The 23,036-nt window shown below is 28.9% G+C and carries 17 protein-coding genes and 1 riboswitch; of the genes, 2 read left to right on the top strand and 15 right to left on the bottom strand.

The features are described 5' to 3' along the window. Positions 1–62: 62 nt before the first annotated feature. The 4 genes from KGF36_RS02075 to KGF36_RS02060 form a co-directional block, all read right to left on the bottom strand. Positions 63–1,985 (bottom strand): PTS fructose transporter subunit IIABC, encoded by a 1,923-nt coding sequence (locus KGF36_RS02075; protein ID WP_227828884.1) that lies wholly within the window; start codon positions 1,983–1,985, stop codon positions 63–65. A gap of 39 nt (positions 1,986–2,024) precedes the next feature. Further along, entirely contained in the window at positions 2,025–2,942 is a 918-nt protein-coding gene (pfkB, locus tag KGF36_RS02070) for a 1-phosphofructokinase (protein WP_227828885.1), read from the bottom strand. Between the two features lie 175 nt (positions 2,943–3,117). Next, positions 3,118–4,896, bottom strand: a complete 1,779-nt coding sequence (locus KGF36_RS02065) for a BglG family transcription antiterminator (protein ID WP_227828886.1) — start codon at positions 4,894–4,896, stop codon at positions 3,118–3,120. An 11-nt stretch (positions 4,897–4,907) separates the two neighbouring features. Next, positions 4,908–5,648, bottom strand: coding sequence for a tyrosine-protein phosphatase (locus KGF36_RS02060; RefSeq protein ID WP_227828887.1), 741 nt, complete (start codon positions 5,646–5,648; stop codon positions 4,908–4,910). 290 nt (positions 5,649–5,938) lie between these two features. Between KGF36_RS02060 and ytvI the strand changes: the two genes are divergently transcribed. Continuing rightward, positions 5,939–7,000: a sporulation integral membrane protein YtvI gene (gene ytvI, locus KGF36_RS02055; RefSeq protein WP_227828888.1), complete on the top strand. Its 1,062-nt coding sequence runs from the start codon at positions 5,939–5,941 to the stop codon at positions 6,998–7,000. Between the two features lie 66 nt (positions 7,001–7,066). Here the strand turns inward: ytvI and KGF36_RS02050 are convergent, their stop codons facing one another. Continuing rightward, the gene (locus KGF36_RS02050; RefSeq protein ID WP_227828889.1) at positions 7,067–8,320 is read right to left on the bottom strand and encodes a flagellar protein FliS; all 1,254 of its coding nucleotides are present in this window, start codon (positions 8,318–8,320) and stop codon (positions 7,067–7,069) included. A 107-nt stretch (positions 8,321–8,427) separates the two neighbouring features. Further along, positions 8,428–10,545 (bottom strand): DNA topoisomerase III, encoded by a 2,118-nt coding sequence (locus tag KGF36_RS02045; protein ID WP_227828890.1) that lies wholly within the window; start codon positions 10,543–10,545, stop codon positions 8,428–8,430. A gap of 424 nt (positions 10,546–10,969) precedes the next feature. Beyond that, a riboswitch (glycine riboswitch) is annotated at positions 10,970–11,058 on the top strand. Positions 11,059–11,245: 187 nt separating this feature from the next. On the opposite strand from KGF36_RS02045, the gene KGF36_RS02040 reads away from it, so the two are divergent. Beyond that, positions 11,246–12,613, top strand: coding sequence for an alanine/glycine:cation symporter family protein (locus KGF36_RS02040; RefSeq protein WP_227828891.1), 1,368 nt, complete (start codon positions 11,246–11,248; stop codon positions 12,611–12,613). A gap of 180 nt (positions 12,614–12,793) precedes the next feature. On the opposite strand, the gene KGF36_RS02035 is transcribed toward KGF36_RS02040, so the two are convergent. The 9 genes from KGF36_RS02035 to KGF36_RS01995 form a co-directional block, all read right to left on the bottom strand. Further along, on the bottom strand, positions 12,794–13,441 hold the full coding sequence (locus KGF36_RS02035) for a class II aldolase/adducin family protein (protein WP_227828892.1): 648 nt from the start codon (positions 13,439–13,441) through the stop codon (positions 12,794–12,796). A gap of 17 nt (positions 13,442–13,458) precedes the next feature. After that, complete coding sequence (araD, locus tag KGF36_RS02030) at positions 13,459–14,145, bottom strand: L-ribulose-5-phosphate 4-epimerase (protein ID WP_227828893.1); 687 nt, start codon at positions 14,143–14,145, stop codon at positions 13,459–13,461. 68 nt (positions 14,146–14,213) lie between these two features. After that, positions 14,214–15,131, bottom strand: a complete 918-nt coding sequence (locus KGF36_RS02025) for a transketolase family protein (RefSeq protein ID WP_227828894.1) — start codon at positions 15,129–15,131, stop codon at positions 14,214–14,216. A gap of 2 nt (positions 15,132–15,133) precedes the next feature. Beyond that, positions 15,134–15,949 (bottom strand): transketolase, encoded by an 816-nt coding sequence (locus tag KGF36_RS02020; RefSeq protein ID WP_227828895.1) that lies wholly within the window; start codon positions 15,947–15,949, stop codon positions 15,134–15,136. A gap of 20 nt (positions 15,950–15,969) precedes the next feature. Then, a complete protein-coding gene (locus tag KGF36_RS02015; RefSeq protein WP_227828896.1) occupies positions 15,970–17,028 on the bottom strand; it encodes a galactitol-1-phosphate 5-dehydrogenase in 1,059 nt (352 codons plus the stop codon). Between the two features lie 351 nt (positions 17,029–17,379). After that, complete coding sequence (locus tag KGF36_RS02010) at positions 17,380–18,786, bottom strand: PTS galactitol transporter subunit IIC (protein ID WP_227828897.1); 1,407 nt, start codon at positions 18,784–18,786, stop codon at positions 17,380–17,382. A 201-nt stretch (positions 18,787–18,987) separates the two neighbouring features. Continuing rightward, positions 18,988–19,290 carry a PTS sugar transporter subunit IIB gene (locus KGF36_RS02005; protein WP_227432742.1) on the bottom strand — a complete coding sequence of 101 codons (303 nt, stop codon included), beginning with the start codon at positions 19,288–19,290 and terminating at the stop codon, positions 18,988–18,990. Between the two features lie 119 nt (positions 19,291–19,409). Continuing rightward, on the bottom strand, positions 19,410–19,856 hold the full coding sequence (locus KGF36_RS02000) for a PTS sugar transporter subunit IIA (RefSeq protein WP_227828898.1): 447 nt from the start codon (positions 19,854–19,856) through the stop codon (positions 19,410–19,412). A 31-nt stretch (positions 19,857–19,887) separates the two neighbouring features. Further along, on the bottom strand, positions 19,888–22,785 hold the full coding sequence (locus KGF36_RS01995) for a sigma 54-interacting transcriptional regulator (RefSeq protein ID WP_227828899.1): 2,898 nt from the start codon (positions 22,783–22,785) through the stop codon (positions 19,888–19,890). Between the last annotated feature and the right edge of the window lie 251 nt (positions 22,786–23,036).

The raw sequence follows: 23,036 nt of genomic DNA, 5'->3' as shown, positions 1-23,036 counted from the left end.
TTCAGTAATGTATTAAATTTTATAAAAAGTCATATTTTTATTTATTAAACAGATTTTAGTTATTATGCTCTTTGATTCAATGGTTTTTTAAGCAGTGCTAAAAGCATCATTCCAACTATAGCACCTACAATTATAGCTACTATATATCCAAGAGGATGAGTAACTACTGGTATAACAAATACGCCTCCATGAGGTGCACGAAGAGCTGCATTAAATAACATACTAAGTGCTCCTGCTACTGCTGAACCTCCAACACAAGCTGGTATAACATGAAGTGGGTCTCCAGCTGCAAAAGGTATTGCTCCCTCTGTTACAAATGATAACCCCATTACATAGTTAACTTTACCAGACTCTCTTTCTTCTTTTGTAAATCTATTTTTGAAAAATGTAGTTGCAAGAGCTATCGCAAGTGGTGGAACCATACCACCAGCCATTACTGCTGCCATTATTTCAAATTGCCCTGATTCAAGCGATGCTACACCAAATACATAAGCTGCTTTATTTACAGGTCCACCCATATCTACAGCCATCATTCCGCCTAACACTAATCCTAAAACTATTTTTGAAGTTCCACCTAAACTATTTAGGAATCCAACCATAGCATTATTAATTGCTGTAACTGGAGGTATTACTAGAAATGTCATTATAACACCCATCAAAAGAGTTCCAAATAAAGGATATAATAATACTGGTTTTATTCCTTCTAATGAAGTTGGTAATACGTTAAATATTTTCTTAAGTCCTTCTACTAAATATCCTGCTATAAATCCTGCAAGTAGTGCCCCTAGAAAACCTGAACCACCATCTCCTGCAAGAGCTCCTCCTACAAAACCTACAACAAATGCAGGTCTATCAGATATAGAATATGCTATATAACCTGCAAGTACAGGTAACATAAATCCAAATGCTTTATCCCCAATTCCCTTAAAAAATGCTGCTATTGGTGTATTTGAACCAAAATGTGAAGGGTCAATAGAGTAATCATCAAGTAAGAATGCTAAAGCTATAAGTATACCTCCACCAATAACAAATGGCAACATATTAGATACACCATTCATTAAATGCTTGTATACTTTTCTAAATCCACTTTCACTTTCTTCACCTGATTCGTTGTGACTTCCTTCTCCTACTCCATGATAAATTGGAGCATCTCCATTTACAGCTTTATCTATAAGTTCTTCCGCTTTGTGTATACCATCAGCAACCTTAGTTTTTATAACTTTTTTGCCATCAAATCTAGCCATTTCAACATTTTTATCTGCTGCTACTATTATACATGTAGCATTTTTTATCTCTTCTTTTGTAAGTCTATTCTTAACTCCTGCTGAGCCATTAGTTTCTACTTTTATAGAGATACCTTTACTTTCAGCCATTTTATTTAAACTTTCAGCTGCCATAAATGTATGTGCTATTCCTGTTGGACACGCTGTTACTGCTAAAACTTGAGGATATTTACTAATATTTTTATCTTTATTATTTACAGTATCTTCTTTACTAATTTCTTCATCCTGATATTCTTCACTGAATTTTTCTCTTTCTTTTTTATCTATTATTTCTTTGAATTCTCTTGCTGAATTTGAATTTATAAGTTTATTTCTAAAATCCTCATCCATAAGTATTGTAGATAATCTTGATAATACTTCAAGATGTGTATTATTAGCTCCATCTGGTGCAGCTATCATAAAAAATAAATTTGACAAACTTCCATCAAAAGATTCATAATCTATACCTTCCTTTGATACCGCAGCTGCTATACAAGCTTTGTCAACTGATGTAGTCTTAGCATGAGGAATAGCTACACCTTCTCCAATTCCTGTTGTACTCATCTCTTCACGGGCTAAAATTGCTTTCCTATAGTTTTCTTTATCATTTAAATTACCACTATTTGCAACTAAATCAACTAGTTCTTCTATTACTTCTGGTTTGTTTTTTGACTTTAAATTTAATTTAATTGATTTTTCATCTAATAAATCTATAATTTTCATAAGTTCTCATTTCCTCTCTATATATTTTTTGGGTTATTTTTAAAATCTTTTAACAGATATTTCGTTTACTAATTTATCAATACATTTTCTTTCAGCTAAATCATATGAAAAAGCAGTTGCACTCCCTGAGGCTGCACCTAATTTAAGAGCATAATCATATTCACCAGTACTTAGATATCCAGATATAAATCCTGCTACCATAGAGTCTCCTGCTCCTGCAGAATTTTTTACAGTTCCTTTAGGTACATCACTTATAAATACTTCATTATCTTCTGTAATCAATAATGCTCCATCTTTACCCATGGATACTAAAACATTTACAGCTCCCATTTTTTTTAACTTTTTAGCATACTTTACTATATCTTCATTTGAATTTAATTTGACATCAAACATTTCCTCTAGTTCATCATTATTAGGTTTAATTAGGAAAGGCTTATATTTTAAGACATTAAGAAGAAGATTTTTTGTTGCATCTACAACAATTTTTATATTCTTTTCTTCTAGCCTAGACATTATATTTTCATATAATTTTTCATCCAAAGTGGACGGTATACTACCTGCCAATATTAAAATATCATCTTGATTTAATTTATCAAGTTTTTTATATAATAGGTTGATATATTCATCACTTATATTGGGTCCTTGTCCATTAATTTCGGTTTCCTCTGACACTTTTATTTTTACATTTATTCTTGAAAAACCGTTTTTCAATTTTATAAAGTCTGTCTTTAATTTTTTTTCCTCCAATGTCTTTACTATATATTCACCAGTAAAATCACTTATAAAACCTAATGATGTATTGTCATGTCCAAGTTCTTTAAGTATACAAGATACATTTATACCTTTTCCTCCTGGATAAACGTATTCTTCATTTACACGATTTGTGCTTCCTGTATTTAATTCATCTAATTTAACTATATAATCTATTGATGGATTTAATGTTACTGTATAAATCATTTTGCCACCTCTTTTTATTTATTTATCTTATGTTTAATATCTTAACTCCATATTAATATTCCTGAAAGTCAAAAAATTTCTCTTAATTAAAAGAGAAATTTATCGTTTTCATCTTATTTAGTTTTATATTATCCAAATTTACATGTGTATATACAGCACCATGTTGTATATATCTCTATTTAAACATGTTTACAAATTTTTCGAAATTGCTATTTTCACATATGCTTATAACTTTTGCTATAGAATCCACTCTTTTGTATATGTTTGAAAATATAACTTCATAATCTAATATTTTATCTTTATCAAGTGCCAACATTATTATTAAGCGCACATCTGATATTTCCCAAGCAATTGGTTTTTTTAGTATTCCAATTGCTATTTTATTATCAAAAACCTTTCCAATAGCTCCATGTGGTATAGATACCATGTTGCCTATTTCTGTTGTTGCTATTTTTTCTCTCTCAAAGTAAGAGTTTTTCATATCATCATCTATATAACCTTTTTGTACAAGTTCACTTGCCATAAAATCTATAACTTCTTCTTTATATTTAAAATCTAAATCAGTAAAAAACAACTCACTATCAAATAAGTTTTTTATATCTAAATCCAAATATACATTGCCTGTTTCTATATATTTTTCAATTAATTTAATTTCCTTTTCACTCAACATTGGAGATATGTTTATTACTGGTATATCACCTATTTCAATAGGTACAGTAGATATTACAAAATCAACATCTATAACCTTTACATATTCAACTAGATATGAAGGAATAATTTTTAATATTTCTAGCTTTTCTCTAAATATATTATCTAATTTAGCTTTTATTAACATTGAGGTGCCTATACCTGATGTACAAACTATTATCGCTTTGAAAACCTTATCTTTATTATTATAGGATGCTCTCTCAATAGCACCTCCTATATGTAGAGCTATATTTGCAACTTCATCTTCGTTGATTTCTATTTTTAAATCTTGTTCTATTGTTTTTTTAGCTATATTAGCTAATTCAAACGCAAATGGATACTTTATTTTAATATCTTGTGCTATTATAGGTGATTGATTCATGCCTAACTTTATTTTCTTACACAAGCTACTGATATGCTTATATAGATATTCTTCAAATATATCATCATGACTTATATCTATTGATGTAGCTAGCTTTAAATTTTTACAAAACGTTCTTATTGAATTTATTATAATTTCTTTGTACTGTTCATTTTCTAATATTGAACTTCTCTTGTAGCTATAGGTTTCTACATATTCCTTTATAAATTCTTTTTCATCATACTTATGCCTGCTCAAAATAACTAATATATTATTTAATACATTCTTAAATTCTATATCAGTTAGTACTAATCCATTTTCATTTAATACATCTAATAGTATTTTTTTTATTATTAACTTTTTTTCTTTTATATCATCATTTAAAAAATCATTTAGACTGAGTTGATTGTCTCTCTTATTACTTAAATCAATTATACAATTTAATATCTTATCTTCATTTTCAGAAATACATATACCTTGTTTATGCTTAGATTTAACGGAAATTGAATACTTATCCAATATCCTCTTTACTTCTTTTAAATCATTTTTTACTGTTGAAACACTTACATACATAGAATCTGCTAAATCTTCAAGCCTTATAGTATTTTTTTCTTCATTGCTTAAAGTTAGTATTTTTCTGATTATATATTCTACCCTATCTACATCATCATAAAGGTTACTATTTAAATTCACTTCATCAAAGCTTCCCTCTAACTTATAACCAACACCTCTTATTGATAAAATTTTACCATTTTTAAGTTGTTTGTTAATATCCTTTATTTCATTTTGTATAGTCTTTGAAGAGCACCCTATTTCTTGGCTTAAGGCAAGTCCACTCATTGTATCTTTTGAATTTAACAGTATCTTTATTATATTTATCTGTCTAGCGGTTATATTTAAACTCATAAAATCACCTTTTACTCTAGATATTGATTTCTCAAATTTTTTATCTCTTCTTTATTTAAATTAAATTCTCCATATAGATACTCTTCTACACTATTGTATTCCTCATCAATTCTTCTAAAAGCTGTCTTCATATATTCTTCATTTACACCAAATATATAATTTAATCTTGCTTTTGGAATATGTTTAAATTTAGGTTTATATTCTATAAACCTTTCTATTTCCTTGTCTGCAAACTCATTGCTTTTTAGATAATCTTTCATTATATTTTCTCTTGATACACCCAAAATCATAAGAATTATAGCACTTCCTACACCAGTTCTATCCTTACCAGCTGTACAATGATTTAGTATTGGCAAATTAGAGTAATCTTTTATAAGTTCTACTAGTTTTTTATATGAAGGGTTATTTACAGGTAGATTATAATAGCTATTATTTAGCATATTAAACGCACCATCTTTTTCAAATAAGCCATCAATCATATCTTCTATAGAACCAAAACGACCTCCTGATTCTTCTAATTCTCTCATTGCGGGAATTCTTATATTTTTTATATTTGATATTATTGTTGATGGATGTTTACGAGCCTCTTCATCACTTCTATAATCAAATACGTATTTGATATTTAATTCTTTTAAAACCTTTATATCGTTCTTACTCAAATTTGATAATTTTGCAGACCTATAAAATAAACCATACTTTACAGTTCTACCATCCTCTGTTTTATTTCCACCTAAATCTCTAAAGTTTTTCATCTTACCACCTCTTAAAAATTATCTATCATATGATAAGTTATCTACTATATTTAGCTCAAACATTATAAATTAATTTTATCACAATTTTATGCTATTTATTTAAAATATTTTTTCCTATCTGCTTATTAATTGTAAAATACAAAAGTATATCTTTATACAAAATTAACCTAAATTTTACATAATTTATTTACTACATAGAAGCTTTATAGTTTATAATCAATATACAGTAGTATTTTATATAAATAAGACATATTTTAGAGTACTATTAAATACATTGGAGGTTTTATATTATGGACATTCAAAAACAAAAGAGCTTTATAATTAAATTTACATATGTAGTTTTAATAGCAAGTATTATATATGTTGTGTTAAAATTCTTATTTCCATTATTGATGCCTTTTGTGATTAGTTTTATCATTGCCTTTATTTTAAGACCTATTATAAAACTTATTACAGATAATACAAACTTAAATCGTACATTTATTTCTGCGGTAGTACTTTTAGCCTTTTACGGATTAGGAATCTTTTTATTAATTAGTTTTGGTGCAAAAATATTTGCAAGTATAAGCGACATATTTTTTAGACTTCCTGACATATATAAATCAGGTATACAGCCAACACTAAATACTTTATTTTCTAAGATAGATGCTAGTACACCTAATGTTAATCTAGCATTGATACTTGGTTGGGATAATATCAGTCAATCTATGATGTCTTTAGTTGCCTCTATTTCAACAAATGCACTTAATGCTATTGCAAGTGTTGCAAGTAAAACCCCTGCATTTATGTTGAAACTTATTATAACTTTAATTGCTTCTTTTTTCTTTACATTTGACTATCAAAAAATAGTAAACTTTATTTTAAGACAGTTTCCAGAAAAGAGTCAGTCGATGATAATCAATATAAAAAATAGTAGTATCAATGCTATTTTAAAATTGCTAAAAGCATATGCCATACTACTATCAGTAACATTTGTAGAACTTCTTATTGGTCTTAATATCCTACAAGTTGAAAATGCATTTACTATATCTGTCATCGTTGCGCTTGTTGATATTTTACCAGTATTAGGTACAGGAAGTATCTTAACTCCTTGGATGATTATTTCATTAATCAATGGTAATATACATTTGGCAATAGGACTTTTAATACTATACATAATCATAACTGTTGTTAGACAAATATTGGAGCCAAAAGTAGTAGGACAACAAATTGGTCTGTATCCTTTAATAACCCTAATGTGTATGTTTGTTGGTGCTCAACTATTCGGAATAGCTGGATTATTTGGATTTCCTATCGCAGCTACAATCATTAAAAACCTACATGATAATGAGATTATTACTGCATTTAAATAACTTAAAATCAATATTTTTATTTAAACTTAAAATAGTGAGATATGTATTACACATCTCACTATTTTTCTACTTTGCACATATAGTATCAATCATTTCTTTATATTCATTTTCATTATTTAAAAAATCAATATTTTTAAATTTTTTTCGCATCTTCTCTTTAATTTCCAATGAATAAGATATCGTATATGGAAGAAATCTCTCTATTTTTTTTATATATTCTATAGAAAAAAATTCAGCATTATAAGCTATAGAAAACAAAATCAACATTAAACAATCATTTTTTATCATATCTGTTATAGCTTCATTTCTACTGTTAATTTTAAAGTTATCTATTAATTCAATAGTAAAGTTTATTAACTTATTTGCAATTTCATCCAATAACCCCTCTTTTGACATCTCTGTCATAATAGTTTTATGATTATACTTTAAGTCTTCTTTTATATCCTGTAAATCATCAGATATTTGTAATAAAAATCCATAACCAATACAAAACTTTATCTCTTCCTTTGTCATAAGCCCATTTATTAAATATCCATCTACTAAAACAGATGAACCTCCCTTTTCAGCAGAAATGGATAATATTTCATCTTTATGCAAATAAGTCTCTTTATCCTGCTGTTTTAAACTCTTTACTTGGCTTCTAAATATTAATAACAGTGACTCATATATTTCTTTGAAATCTTCTCTAGGATAAACCTCTTCAATATAATCTATCATCTGAGATACTTTACTTTCATGACAGTTATTAGGTTTAATTTGTTCTCCTAAGAGTCTTTTTTCTAACCAACTATTGAATAAAGTTTTATCTATTTCATTTGTCTTTGTATTATCTAAATAATTGTCTGTATATGGATATAACATACTATATGCAAAACTTGCTTTTGAATAATAAACATCTTTTCCAAATAATAATTGTAGCGCATTTGAAATCCATACATTCCTCATGGCCTGCATAATATCCTCTATAGGTAAATCATCATCAAATCCTCTAGCATCTCTGATAAATTGTTTTGTTATTTCTAAGAATTTTTTTCTATCTTCTACATTCATTTTCTCTAATTTAAAAATATTCTCTTTTTCTAGTGTTTTTTGCAAAAAAGCTTCACCTTTTTTTATCCACATTTTTCTTAAAACAACATCACTTGGATACTTTTCTAAATGAACTGATACTTTATCTATCAATTTATCTAATTCGTTTTCACACTTTTTTTGTGACTCTTCACTATATGTTTCTATTTCTTTACATAATTCAATACTTGAATTATTCCATATATCTTTACATTCGTCACAATAGTATTTAAACATATAATTTAATCTCATTTGACATCCCTACTTTCATGTCTAAACTATACCCTATATTATATCAGTACATATAACTAATATATAGTTAAAGTTGTGATTGTGTATAATATTACCATGAAAACTATTTATTTTTTCAACTTAGCTAAGGCTTCTGCAAATGGATTATTAAATACTTCTTGATTTTTATTTTGATTTTTTATATATTGATTAACATCTTTCTTTGATGCTTTCTTTTTTTCTTCTTGTTTTCTTTTATTAAAAGAGGATAATTTTTCTCTATACCCACAGCTACAAGTAAAAATTCTTCCTTCACCTTCACCACGAAGCTCTAATTTTTTATGGCAATTAGGACATCTTGAATTAGTTGTTTGTGATATAGTTTTTCTAGTATTACACTCTCTATCTTCACAAATTAACATTTTACCTTTCTTACCATTTACCTCTAGCATAAATTTTCCACATTCTGGACATCTATTTTTAGTTAAATTATCATGTTTAAATTTGCTATCACTGCTTTTTACTTCTAATACAATAGCTTTTGAATAATCTTTCATATCATTTATAAATGTATTTTTATTAAGCTTACCTTTTGAAATATCTAATAATTTCTTTTCCCATGATGATGTAAGTTCTGGTGTCTTTAAGTCCACAGGAACTAAATCTAACAGTTGTTTTCCTTTTGATGTTATATATATATCTTTATTTTTCTTTTCCATCAAAAATGAATTGAATAATTTTTCTATTATATCTGCTCTAGTAGCAACTGTACCAAGTCCACTTTTCTCCATAGATGTTAAAAGTGTGGCCTCATTTAAGTATGGTGGTGGATTTGTCTTTCCTGAAGTCATCTTTAAACTTTTAACTTTAAGAATATCTTTTTCCAACACATTTGGAATGCTTTCATACTCATCTTCATCATCCATATCTTTATAGCTTTCTTTCCAGCCTAGATTTATTACTTTATTGCCCTTAGTTTTAAATGTCTCACCCTCTATAGTTGCATTTATAGTTGTCTGTTCATATTCAAAAGGAGGACCTAATACTGCCAAAAACCTTTTTACAACAAGATTATATATTTTTCTTTCTTTATCTGTAAAATCACTCATAAACACTTTTTGCTCTGTTGGTATTATAGCATGATGGTCTGTTACTTTTGAATTATCAACAAAAGACTTATTAGCTATAATATTACTTTTCAATAATTTATTACAAACCTTTGAGTAATCACTAACATTTACAGCTTTTATTCTATCTTTTAATGTTCCAACAATATCCGAAGTTAGATACCTAGAATCAGTTCTAGGATAAGTAAGTACCTTATGATGTTCATATAGTTTTTGCATTATAGATAATGTTTCTTTTGCTGAAAATCCAAACATTTTATTTGCATCTCTTTGTAATTCTGTTAAATCATAAAGTGCAGGTGAATATTTTTTCTTATATGATTTATTTACTTCAGATATTTTAATATCTAAATCTTTTACTTTTTTTGAGACACTTTCTATCTTTTCTTTACTAAAAGTTGAGGAACTATTGTTTTTATCATTCCAAATAAACTTTATATCTGAATTGCCCTTTGTTGCAATTATCTCCAATCCATAATACTCTTTAGGCTTAAAATTTCTTATTTCTTCTTCTCTTTTAAGTATCATAGCAAGAGTAGGAGTCTGCACTCTTCCACAAGAAAGTTGTGCGTTATACTTTGTTGTTAAAGCTCTAGTTGCATTTATTCCAATAATCCAATCGGCTTCTGCTCGTGCTATTGCTGAATAGTACAAATTTTCATATTCTTTGCCACTTTTTAATTTTGCAAAACCTTCTTTTATTGCTTTATCTGTACTTGAAGAAATCCAAAGACGTTTTAAAGGTTTTTTTACTTGAGACTTCTCTATTATCCATCTTGCTACAAGTTCTCCTTCTCTCCCTGCATCTGTTGCTATAACTATTTCATCTATATCATTTCTGTTCATTTGAGCCTTCACTGTATTAAACTGCTTTCCACTTTTTTTTATTACAACAGTCTTTAGATACTTAGGAAGTATTGGTAAGTCTTCTAAACTCCATGATTTGTATCTTTCTCCATAACTTTCAGGGTCAGCAAGTGTAACCAAATGACCTAGTGCCCAAGTAACAACATACTTTGGCCCCTCTATATATCCATTTTTTTCATTTTTCGAACCCAAAACTTTTGCTATATCTCTTCCCACAGAAGGTTTCTCTGCTAGTACTAATATTTTTCCCATTTTAAAATACTTCCTTTCTCTTCATTCAATCTTACATTATACTTAAAAGTTAAATAAATGGCTTTCTTAATATTGTAACTATAATATTACCATAATTAAAACACTTCTAATTAATTATTTAATATTTTCTTGTTTTTTTATTCTAAACTTATATTTCACTTAATTTATACAGCTTCTATTTTGTTTGTTTTCACGTATATTCTTTTCATTTATAAGTTTATAATTCGTAATTAGACTTATATTTTTATATTTTTTCCTTGTTTTTAAATTTTTTAGTTGACAAAACACAAAAACTTATATTACTATTATTAATACAATAAGCTATGACAAATCAATATCCGGTTAAGATTTTATAGAAGAGTTGCCATATGGCACACCGAAGGAGTAACACTCTCAGGTACTTTTTAAAGTAGGACTGTAAAATTTACGGAACTCTGGAGAGACCCATTATGGGCGCCGAAGGGGCAAGGCATTTGTGCTCAATCTCTCAGGCAAAAGGACAGGGATTATCTACCAAAACTAGTATTATTAATACTTTTATTTTGGTTGCTAATTAGTGTATATCCAGAGCTGAATCTATTTTAGATTTAGCTTTTTTTATTACACTAGAAATTATTAATAAATTATACTAATTTCCTGTCAATTACTTCATTAAAAATTCTATTGATTGTGTAAAGCAAAAAAATGAGGGAGTGTTTTTATGAATCTAATTGATATTTTAAACAAAGTTGATGCTTTTATTTGGGGACCGCCCCTATTGGTACTACTAGTTGGTACTGGTATATTACTTACTGTTAAACTTGGAGTTGTACAAATAACAAAACTTCCACGTGCCCTTAAGTTAATATTCGCTGCTGAAAATAAAGGTAGTGGTGATGTTTCAAGTTTTGCAGCTTTATGTACTGCATTGGCTGCTACAGTTGGTACTGGTAATATTGTTGGTGTTGCCACAGCTATTAAAGCTGGTGGACCTGGTGCACTTTTTTGGATGTGGATAGCTGCATTCTTTGGGATGGCTACTAAATACTCAGAAGGTGTCCTTGCAATAAAATACAGAACTAAAGATAAAAATGGTCAAGTATCTGGTGGACCTATGTACTACATAGTAAATGGTATGGGTGAAAAATGGAGACCTCTTGCAATATTCTTTGCTATAAGTGGTATATTAGTTGCACTTTTAGGTATAGGTACTTTTACTCAAGTAAATTCAATAACAGACGCTATCAATAGTAGCTTTGGAGTAGACCCTAGAATTACAGGTGTTGTACTAGCAGTATTTGTAGCTTTAGTTGTATTTGGAGGTCTTAAAAGTATATCTAATGTCGCTACTAAGATAGTACCTTTTATGGCAGTTATCTACATTGTAATCTGTGGAATCATTTTAATATCTTATTGGAATAAAATACCTGAAACTTTTGTATTAATAATTAAAAGTGCATTTACACCTACTGCTGCAACTGGTGGTTTTCTAGGTGCAACTATGTCACTAGCAATTAGAAATGGTATCGCTCGTGGTGTATTTTCAAATGAATCTGGTTTAGGTAGTGCTCCAATAGCAGCGGCTGCAGCTAAAACTGAGTGGCCAGCAGAGCAAGGGCTTATATCTATGACAGGAACTTTTATAGATACTATTATAATCTGTACACTTACTGGATTCTCTCTTGTAATATCAGGTGTTTGGTGTTCAGACTTAAATGGTGCTGTTATGACTCAAGCAGCTTTTGATGGCGCTATTCCTACATTTGGACCAATATTACTTACAGTTAGCTTAACATTATTTGCGTTCACTACAATTTTGGGCTGGAGTTATTATGGAGAAAGATGTTTTGAATTCCTATTTGGTGTAAAAGGTATGAATGGATATAGAACTGTATTTGTAGCTATGGTATTATTAGGTGCATTCTTAAAATTAGAAGTAGTTTGGGTAATTGCTGATATTGTAAATGGACTTATGGCGATACCTAACTTGATAGCTTTACTTGCACTATCACCTATAATAGTATCTGAGACTAAAAAATACTTTGAACATATAAATTCACCAGAAAATCAAATAAAAAGAAATGCATAAATAGAAATGTGTAAATAGAAAATATAGAGCCCCAAACCAATACAAGAATTGATTTAGGGTTCTATATTCTTTTTGTTTTAAATGAATATATCAAATTAAATATATTTCTTAAGAAATACTACACTATATAAAGAAGCCAATATCTATTTTAATTCATCTCTTTAATTCAAATCATCCTAATTAAAATTTTATTTCCTCTGGATATTTCCATTCTGCAAATTCATCAATATCTACTGCCTTAGGTTCTTTAAATTGATTTAATACTAAAGACCTATAGTATATTTCTGCTACTTCTTCTACATATCTCGATTTTAACAAAGCATCTTCAAGGTCATTACTTACAGTTGTCAATCCATGTCTTTCTAATAAACATGCATCCGTATCTAATAATAACTTTGAAACACTTTTGGCTAGTTCTAAAGTCCCTGGTCTTTCATATGGAGCAATGTCTACATAACCACCATAATTAACTGACTCATATACAATTGGTATAATTGGTTTATTTGCCACTGAAAATGCTGTTGCATATAGAGAATGTGTATGTGATACGGCATTTACATTTGCTCTCACTTTGTATATTTCAATATGCATTAGCACCTCACTACTGGGTTTAATACCTTTCTCAGCTTCTATTACATTCCCATCCAGGTCTAATACACAAATGTGTTCTGTTTTCAATTCTTCTCTTCCTATACCTGAAGGTGTTATAAGTATATATCCAGTATCCTTATCTCTAATGCTAAAATTACCAGCTTTTTCTTTACACAAACCATAATTCTCTGCTTTAATTGCTACTTCCACAATTTTAACTTTTAAAGATTCTAGCATAATTTACCTCCAGACAGTTATTTTTGGCCATAGTATGCATCTTTACCATGTTTTCTTGAAAAATGCTTGTTCATAAGTACTCTATCCATAGTATTCTCTGGACTCATTAATTCTGTATAATATGCCATCTTTGCAACTTCTTCTAAAACCACTGCATTATGAACAGCCTCTTTTGCATTTTTACCCCAAGTAAAAGGGCCATGGTCATTTACAATTACTCCTGGGCAGTGTATTGGATTTTTTCCCATAAATTCTTCAACAATTACATTACCAGTTTCTCTTTCATATTCACTGCTTATTTCTTCTCGAGTCATTTTTCTAGTACATGGTATACTTCCATAAAAATAGTCTGCATGAGTAGTCCCACATGCTGGTATAGATTTACCTATTTGAGCCCAAGTTGTAGCCCAACTTGAATGTGTATGTACTATCCCTCCTAATTCCTCAAACTCTTTATATAAAACTAGATGAGTTGGAGTATCAGAAGAAGGTCTTAATTTACCATCTACTATATTCCCATCTAAATCAACTACTACCATATCTTCTACAGTCATCTTATCATACTCAACACCACTTGGTTTTATTACTACTAGACCCTTTTCTCTATCTATTCCACTTACATTTCCCCATGTATAAGTAATTAATCCTCTTTCAGGTAATTCCAAATTTGCTTTTAATACTTCTTCTTTTAGAGTCTCTAACATTCTGATTCCTCCCATATTTTATTGATAAAATTTATGTTTAGTTTACTTTTATTATTGATTATATTTACTTAAAATGATTTTACAGTATTAACTATGTTTTCTACAGTCAATCCATAATAATTTAATAGAGATTCTGGATTTCCTGATTGACCAAATTCATCATTTACACCTATTCTCTTTACTACAACAGGATATTTTTCACTTAACACTTCTGTAACTGCAGAACCCAATCCACCTATTACACTATGTTCCTCTACAGTTACTACCTTTCCAGTATTTTTAGCTACTTCTACTATCAGTTCACTATCAATTGGTTTTATAGTTGATATATTAACTACTATAGCTTCAATTCCCTCTTCACTTAATAATTCAGCAGATTTAATAGCTTTTGAAACCATTATTCCAGTTGCAATTATAGCTACATCTGAACCTTGTCTAAGAATCTCACCCTTTCCAATTTTGAAATTATAATCATCATTATGTATATCTTCAGTAGTTGCTCTTCCAAGTCTTATATATACAGGTCCATTGTAATTTACAGCAGAAAATATTGCTTTTTTTGCTTCTATTCCATCAGCAGGATTTAGGATAACCATATTTGGTATACCTCTCATTAAAGATATATCTTCTATAGCTTGATGACTTCCTCCATCTTCTCCTACTGTTACTCCTGCATGAGTCGCTGCTATTTTAACATTTAAGTTTGGATATGCTACAGAGTTTCTTATTTGCTCATAGCCTCTTCCTGCTGCAAATATTGCAAAAGTACTTGCAAAAGGTATCTTTCCACAAGTAGCAAGACCTGCTGCTGTACCAATCATGTCACCTTCTGCTATCCCCATATCAAAAAATCTATCTGGGGCAACTTCTTTAAATGATATACTTTTTGTAGCTTTTCCTAAGTCTGCATCCAATACTACTATATCTTTATTTTCTGCAAGTTCTTTTAACACTTGTCCGTAAGCTTCTCTAGTTGCTATTCCCATTCCTATAGACCTCCTTCTAAATCTTTCAATGCTTGTTCTGCTTGTTCTGCATTTGGAGCGGTTCCATGCCATGCAGCATTGTTTTCCATAAATGAAACACCTTTACCTTTTACAGTCTTAGCTATTATTACTGTTGGTTTTCCTGTAACTTTTTTAGCTTCATCTATTGCATTTCCTATTTCATCAAAACAATGTCCATTTATTACTATTACATTCCATCCAAAAGATTTAAATTTGTCATCTACTGGACTAACATTCATTACTTCTTCATTAGAGCCATCTATTTGCAATCCATTTAAGTCAACAAATGCAATTAAGTTATCTAATTTATAATGTGATGCTGTCATTGTAGCTTCCCATATTTGTCCTTCTTGAATCTCGCCATCTCCTAAAATAGTGTATACCGTATAGTCTTTATTATCTAATTTACCAGCTAGTGCTATACCATTTGCAGCAGATAAACCTTGTCCAAGAGAACCAGTAGACATATCTACTCCTGCTACTTTTTTCATGTCTGGATGCCCTTGCAACTTAGAACCAAATTTTCTTAAACTCATTAAATCATTTTTTTCAAAATAACCTCTTTCTGCCAAAGTTGCATATAATGCTGGTGCAGAATGACCTTTTGATAATACAAATCTATCTCTATTTTCATCATTAAATTTTATAGGGTCTATATTCAATTTTTCAAAATACAATACAGTTAAGATATCTACTATTGACAGTGAACCTCCTGGGTGTCCAGACTTCGCTTCTGCTATACTTTTTATAATACTTATTCTTATGTTTTTAGCTATTTGTTTTAATTTTTCATTCATTTTTTATACCTCTTAAATTTTTATATTTCTACTAGGATTTTATTGAAATTTATTTCTCTGTTTGCCATTTTACGCAAAAATTCTCCTACTTCATTAAGACCTATTTTATGTGAAATCATTGGTGTAAAAATAATATCTCCTTTTCCCATAAAATCTAGTGTTGCTGTCCATGCTCTTCCAGGATAAGGGCTTGTATATGAATTCCAAGAACCTTTCAAAGTAAGCTCTCCACGTAATATACTCTCAGCAGCTTTTGCACTAAGTGGTAATTCTGTGTGCGAAATTCCTACAAATACTATAGTTCCTCTTTTTTTTGCTATAAGTAGAGATTGCTCTTGAGTAAACCTACTGCCAGCAGTCTCTATGACAACATCAGCGCCACCATTAGTTATTTTTTTTATTTCTTCAATTGCATTTACTTCTTTTGAATTTACTATATAGTTTGCTCCTAAACCTTTAGAAAGTTCTAGCTTTTCATTAAAAATATCAACAGCTATAATTTTAGATGCTCCAAAAACCTTTGCCCATTGTAAAGCAAACTGACCTATTGGACCACACCCTAGTACAACTACACTATCTCCTACCTTAATATCTGCTTTTGCAATCCCGTGATATGCTATAGTTGCTGGTTCAATCCCAGCAGCAGTTTCATAATCTAAGGTATTTGGTAATTTTAAAATATGCTCTTCAGGAACTTTCACATACTCCGCTAAAGCTCCATTTACTCTTGTCCCAATTATATTGTAGTCATTACATAATCCAAAATTCCCTTCTTTACAATAACCACATTCTCCACAAGGAACTAATGGAGCAACAGCTACTCTATCACCTACTTTAATGTTCTTTACTTTTGACCCTATTTTAGCAACTTCGCCAGAAAACTCATGACCTAAAATTAATGGATATGCTGTACCTCCACTCAATCCACTAACCATAGACCTAGGTAAATCCGAGCCACATATTCCAACATATTTAACATTTACAAGTACTTCTCCATCTGTTATTTCTGGTATATCAACCATTTCATATCTAACATCACCTATATCGTATAGTACTGATGCTCTCATCTTATTTGCCATATAAACCTCTCCCTTCATGCTATACACTTATATATAGCAATATTTATGCCATACAAAAAACAAATAATTCATCTCTGCAAATACCTTATATACAAAGCATTTTGACAATATATAATACATTTTATAAAATCAAATTACATTATTGTATAAATGTAAAAAAGTATGTTTTAAATAACAAAATAAAATCCATAAAATTGATAGTTGAGTGCAATAAAACAGAATCCTAATATTTATCAAAATAAAAAGAAATCTACATTTCATTTATAGCTTTTCAGATAATCTCTGACACTTCTATAAAATCAACTATAGATTTCTTAATTTATTGTATTATTATATTTTAATAAACTTAAACTATGCTACTACAGGTTCTTCTGCTACATTTTTAAGTGCTTGTTTTTCTAAATATTCAAGTATACTTGTTTTATTCTTTCTAAATAATGCCCATAGGATAAAGTAAATTACAACTGCTAATCCTATATAAAGTGGATTTGCACTTAAGAATGCAAAGAACACTAACCCCATTAAAGGTTTTCCTAGTATATTGAAACTTGTTATAAGCATAGCTCCAGCTGGTATAGCAACACCTACACTTGTAGCCATATCTGTAAATAATGGAGCTGTAGATGTACATATATATAATCCTAATCCAAACCATATTATACCTGAAACTATTACTTTTGGTATATTACCATTATGTACTGCAACTAAACCTTGTACCATATATGGAATTGCAAGTAAGTCTACAACTGGTAATACTTGATTACCTGGAAGTATCATAGCTACTACAAGCATTATTGGAATTAAGATAAGACCTGATATTAAAGTTGCAGGTTCACCATATCCCACAGCATCATTTACTGCTATATACCACTCGCGATTTCCAGCTTTTTGCATAATCTTTCTAGCTGCTTCTGTTATAGGTGCAAATGCTTGAGCAAACATACTTGCTACTTTTGGGAATATTGCCATAACAGCACTTGTAGATATACCAACTTTCATTATTTCTCCCCAAGCTTCCATAGTAGTTATTCTAGTCATATTACCTAGTATACCAATAAACATACCCAAGAAAAGACCTAGAGTAATCGGCTCACCTAAAAATCCTAGTTTCTTTTCTAATTCTTTAGGGTTTAACTTTATTTTATTTAGTCCAAGTTTGTTATATATAGGGTCTGCAAATACTGCAAAGACAGAAGCTTCAACATTGTGCATAGCTATTATTGTACAATTAGGATATCTATAATAACTAGACCATCTCTTTGCAACTAATTCTGATATTAATAAACTGTATAAGTTTAACAAGACCATACATCCTATACCTAAAGGGAAATTGCCTGTCACTCCTATTACCATTGCTCCCCAGACCATATAAGAATAATTATTCCATAAATCTGATGGTTGGAATACATCTGTCCACTTTACTAAAAATAAAATAGTTTGCAATAATATTCCAAGACCTAAGTATATCATACCTGCACTTGTTGAAAATGCAACTAATGATGTAGCTTGCCAACCAACATCAAACACAGGTAAATTTACTCCTGTACTATCTACCATTCTATTAATTACTGGTGTTATTATTGGTGTAAATGAATTTAATATTAATGTAAAACCTTGCAAAGCAACACCTGCATATACAGCTGAAAGAAACGATTTCTTAGTAGTTACTTTAAATATTTTTGCTATTATGAATATTATAATTGGAACTATAATTGCAGAACCAAATGTATCGATTATAGATTTCATAAATGTTAACATCTTTTATCCTCCTATTTCTAAACATTTATCAAATTAATTAAATACGTCTAAATAAATATCTTTTCGTTGTCATTTTTTATTCTAATAAATTCTTAAATGATGTCACTTTAATTAAATTTATTTTGATAGTAGTTATTTGAATAGTAGTCTATTATAGTATCTAAATTATTGATTTAAATACTATAATTTATACTCTAAACACTATTTATTTAAACTATCAATAACCTTTAAAACTTCTTCAAAGAATGCATCTTCTCCTATACCAGTAAGACAAGCAAATGCATTTATAGTTGGTATTCCATAATCACCTGATTGAAGTGGGCTTGTAAATGTTATAAAATCAAATCTTCCTGATTGTGCCAAATTTAATGCTTCTGTTGGTCTAGCCTCTGTAGTTGTAATAGATATTCCTTTATCTCCTAAGACTTCTTTTAATTTACCTGCCACCATTGATGATGTAACTGTTCCTGAACCACATACTGATAATACATTAAATTGTTTCATAATAATTTCCTCCTAATATTATATTTAAGTTTTTATTTTATATAAATTAAATTGCTCAGAAGTTAATACTGGTTTTAAGTTTTTAATGTTCTATTATTTACCTCTAAAACATCTTGTCATTATATTTCTATAAAATTTAACAATTCAGCTACTTCTTCTTTTGTTGATGCATTTTTTATGTCTCTTAATAGCTTTATATTCTGAAAAACTGACATTAAATCTTTTAATAATTTTACTTGAGAGTCTGGATTCTTTACTGCTAGTAAAAATACAAGCTCTACATCTAAATTATCTGTTGGGTCTATCATTGAATTAAATTTTACTGGATTTTTCAATATTCCTACAGCTACATTAGATTCATTTACGTGTTGTGAGTCTGTATGTGGAATCGCAACACACATTTCTCCAATATTAAGACCTGTAGGTAATGTTTTTTCTCTTTCCAAAACTGCATTTATATATGTATTTTTTACATATTTTTTTTGATACATTTTATTTCCTAATTCTCTGATAATACTTTCATAATCATTAGCTTCTAAGCCTAATGATATTAAATCTACATTCATTACTCTAACTCCTCTCAAATTGTTGCTATATCTATATATTTTTAAATTTATCAAATATAATCTTCTTAAAACCTTCTTTATCAAAACACTGTTTAGCACTATTCATAAACTTTTCATCTTTTAAAATTTCAAGAACATTCTTAACAATATCTTTATCATTAGTCTTAAAAACTGGCATAAATACAAAATTCACATTACCAACACCCCAGTCAATAGGGTTTTTTAATTTAATAAAAACAAATCTTGTACTATTTACCGTAGAAGAATCTCCATGAGGTACACCTGTAGCCCCTTTAGAATATGTTGGAAGCATTTCTTCTCTATGAAGAACTGAATCCAAATAATCTTTTTCCACATATCCCTTATTGATAAGAATTGAACATACATATTCTAGTAAATCCTTTTTAAAATATATATCAGGCTCAAATATTACTAAATCATCATCAAGCATTCTTCCATATCCTTTAATTTGACTATCATCTTGTTTTTTTGAAAGATATATATCTAGGTTTTTAAAAACATCTTTATTGTATGGAATAAAATTTATACCCGGTATTTTGGGATTTATTGTTCCAACAATGGCTAATATATTGTTTTTTTCTCTTAATTTTTCAATTTTATAGGAAATATTCTCATCCAAAGCACTCATTTGATAACATTTAGTATTGTTGTACTTTTCTTCTAATGTTTTACTTATGTACTTAGCGGTTCCCTCTCCAGTAAGACATAAAGTCACAATTGCATTGGATTTATCTATGTGTTTTTCCAGTTCATAGTTATATCCCATCCTATCTTTTACAAGAGAAAAAAACATTTCATCGAGTTCTTCATCTCCCATAGAAACTTTTCTAGTTGCTTCTAATGCCATTAAAAGATCTACTCTATCAATAGTTTTAGTATTTATGTTAGTTCTCTTATTTACTATTTGTCCTATATTTGTAAGTGACCCAATATCAACTAGAAATAATATTCCTTTTCCTTGGTCAATTATTTTTGACAACTCCACTGCCTTGTTATATATATTCATTGGTTTTTCATCTAAAGGCATATCTATAGCCACAGGAAATTTTACTCCCAAAAGCTCTTTAACAACATTTACAGTTTCTGTAGCTATACGACCATGAGAGATTATTATTAATCCAACTTTATCTTTTTTTACCTCATTCTTTAGGGCTGATTTTATATAAAGTGTTATAAATCCAATTTCATCTTCTGGAATCTTAATTTCATTTATATCTTCAATTTTAATTGCAAAGTTTTTTGCTATTTCATATTCTTTTGAAAAATCTATTTTTATTTTTTCTAAGTTTACATTTATTATCTTTTGATTTAGTTTAATCCTTTTTATTGCTTCTTCTAAATGTATTGCTAGATATTTAAATGCATTTTTATTTACTTCTAAATTAGTATTTTTTTCAATTATATTATTCATTAGCTCTTTTACCAGTTTTACTAGACTATCACTTACAAAGCTATTTAAATCACTCATTGAGAAGATTTCTTCATCGTTTTCTAGATTAAACTTTATGTCAGCAAATCTATTTAAAACAAAAGTCCACAAAATATTTTCTATGTCAATATCTTCAATGTCTAAAGACTTTAAATCATAATATTTCTTTTCAATTGTTTTATATATATCCTCTGGTAATATGTACTCATCACTCACAACATTTTCTTTTATTGAAGATTCCTCTAAATTAAATGGTATAAATATAGCATTTTTTAAATACTTTCTTATTTCTGTGTATTCAACCTCTTGAAAAGCAGCATCTTTGAAAGAATCCTTAAGTTTTAAAACTTCATTTATATCTACTACTACTATTGATTCACAATCTTCATCTTTAGAATTTATAAACTTCATAAAAGCTCTTGCACAAAGAACTTGAATCATATTTTGTAATTGTCCTATATTTCCACTAAACTTTTTTAATGCAAGTATTTCAATCACATTTTTATCTACAAATATTTTTGCATTTATTCTGTTACACTCTTGTTGAAAGATATTGTATATAAGGTCTATTTTTTCTTTTAACAGTCTATCATGTAATGATGGTAATGTTATTAGCATTGGTATTCTTCTTCTAAATGTCAATAATAAATTAGTCTCTACGTTTTCAGTAGTTGCTCCAATCAGTATCATGCTTACTTTTCTTTCAGCATTAGTTTCACCTAATCTTCTAAATTTGCCTCTATCTAAAATAGAAAATAGTATTTCTTGACCTTTTGGAGGTAATCTATGAATTTCATCTAAAAATAAAACTCCTCCATCAGCTTCTTCTACAAGACCTGGTGTATCATATTCAGCCCCTGTAAATGCGCCTTTTTTATATCCAAATAATAAAGATAACAATAATTGTGGATTATCACTGTAATCAGCACAGTTAAATACAACAAAATTAGAATTTTCTTTTATTACCTTCTTTTTCTTTGCAAACTCATACATATGTTTAGAAAATAAACTCTTACCAACTCCACTTTCTCCTACAATTAAAGTGGGAAGACCTTTTGGAGGATACAATATAGCAGACTTTGCTTGTTCTACAGCATTTCTAAGACTTCCCTTATTTCCAATCAAAGTTTCAAACGGGTCGCTTGATTTTTCTTCAATTACCTCTACTATTTCCATTTCTATACTTTCCTTAGGTAATATTTCCTCTACAACTCTTCTTGATATATTGAATCCTTCTGTCATCAACTCTCTGGTAATTTCTGAAATAGAAATATCCTTACTGTTTTGCAATATTGCTGAAATCGCTGACTTTAAATAGGGATATCTTCTTTGTCTCGAATTACTTATATTGAGTTCTTTCCTTAGATTAGTTATATTTTCTCTAGTTGTATTTAAAAACTTTGCTATTTGAACATCTGTTAGTGGGTCTTTTTTATTTTCTGTATTTATGATGTTTACAAGTTTATCTCTCAACTCCATGCTTGATAACTCCTTTCTTGATAAATATATAAGCAACTATCGTGCCATACTTATTTTAATACTTTTTTTCTTTGCAACACTTGTACATGACTACGTTTTCATAAACATTCATACATTTTGATAAACATTTACTTTTTGTACATTTAGTAATTTACTAAATGTATTAACTGTTTTTGATTGATAATATTATAATTCATAATATAGATTATCATATAAATTAGTTATAAAATTAGGATTGAAAAGTTTATTTA

Source organism: Clostridioides sp. ZZV14-6009 (assembly GCF_020658095.1).
In the GTDB taxonomy this organism is placed as follows: Bacteria; Bacillota; Clostridia; order Peptostreptococcales; family Peptostreptococcaceae; genus Clostridioides.
This window is presented reverse-complemented; position numbering and strand designations above follow the sequence as displayed.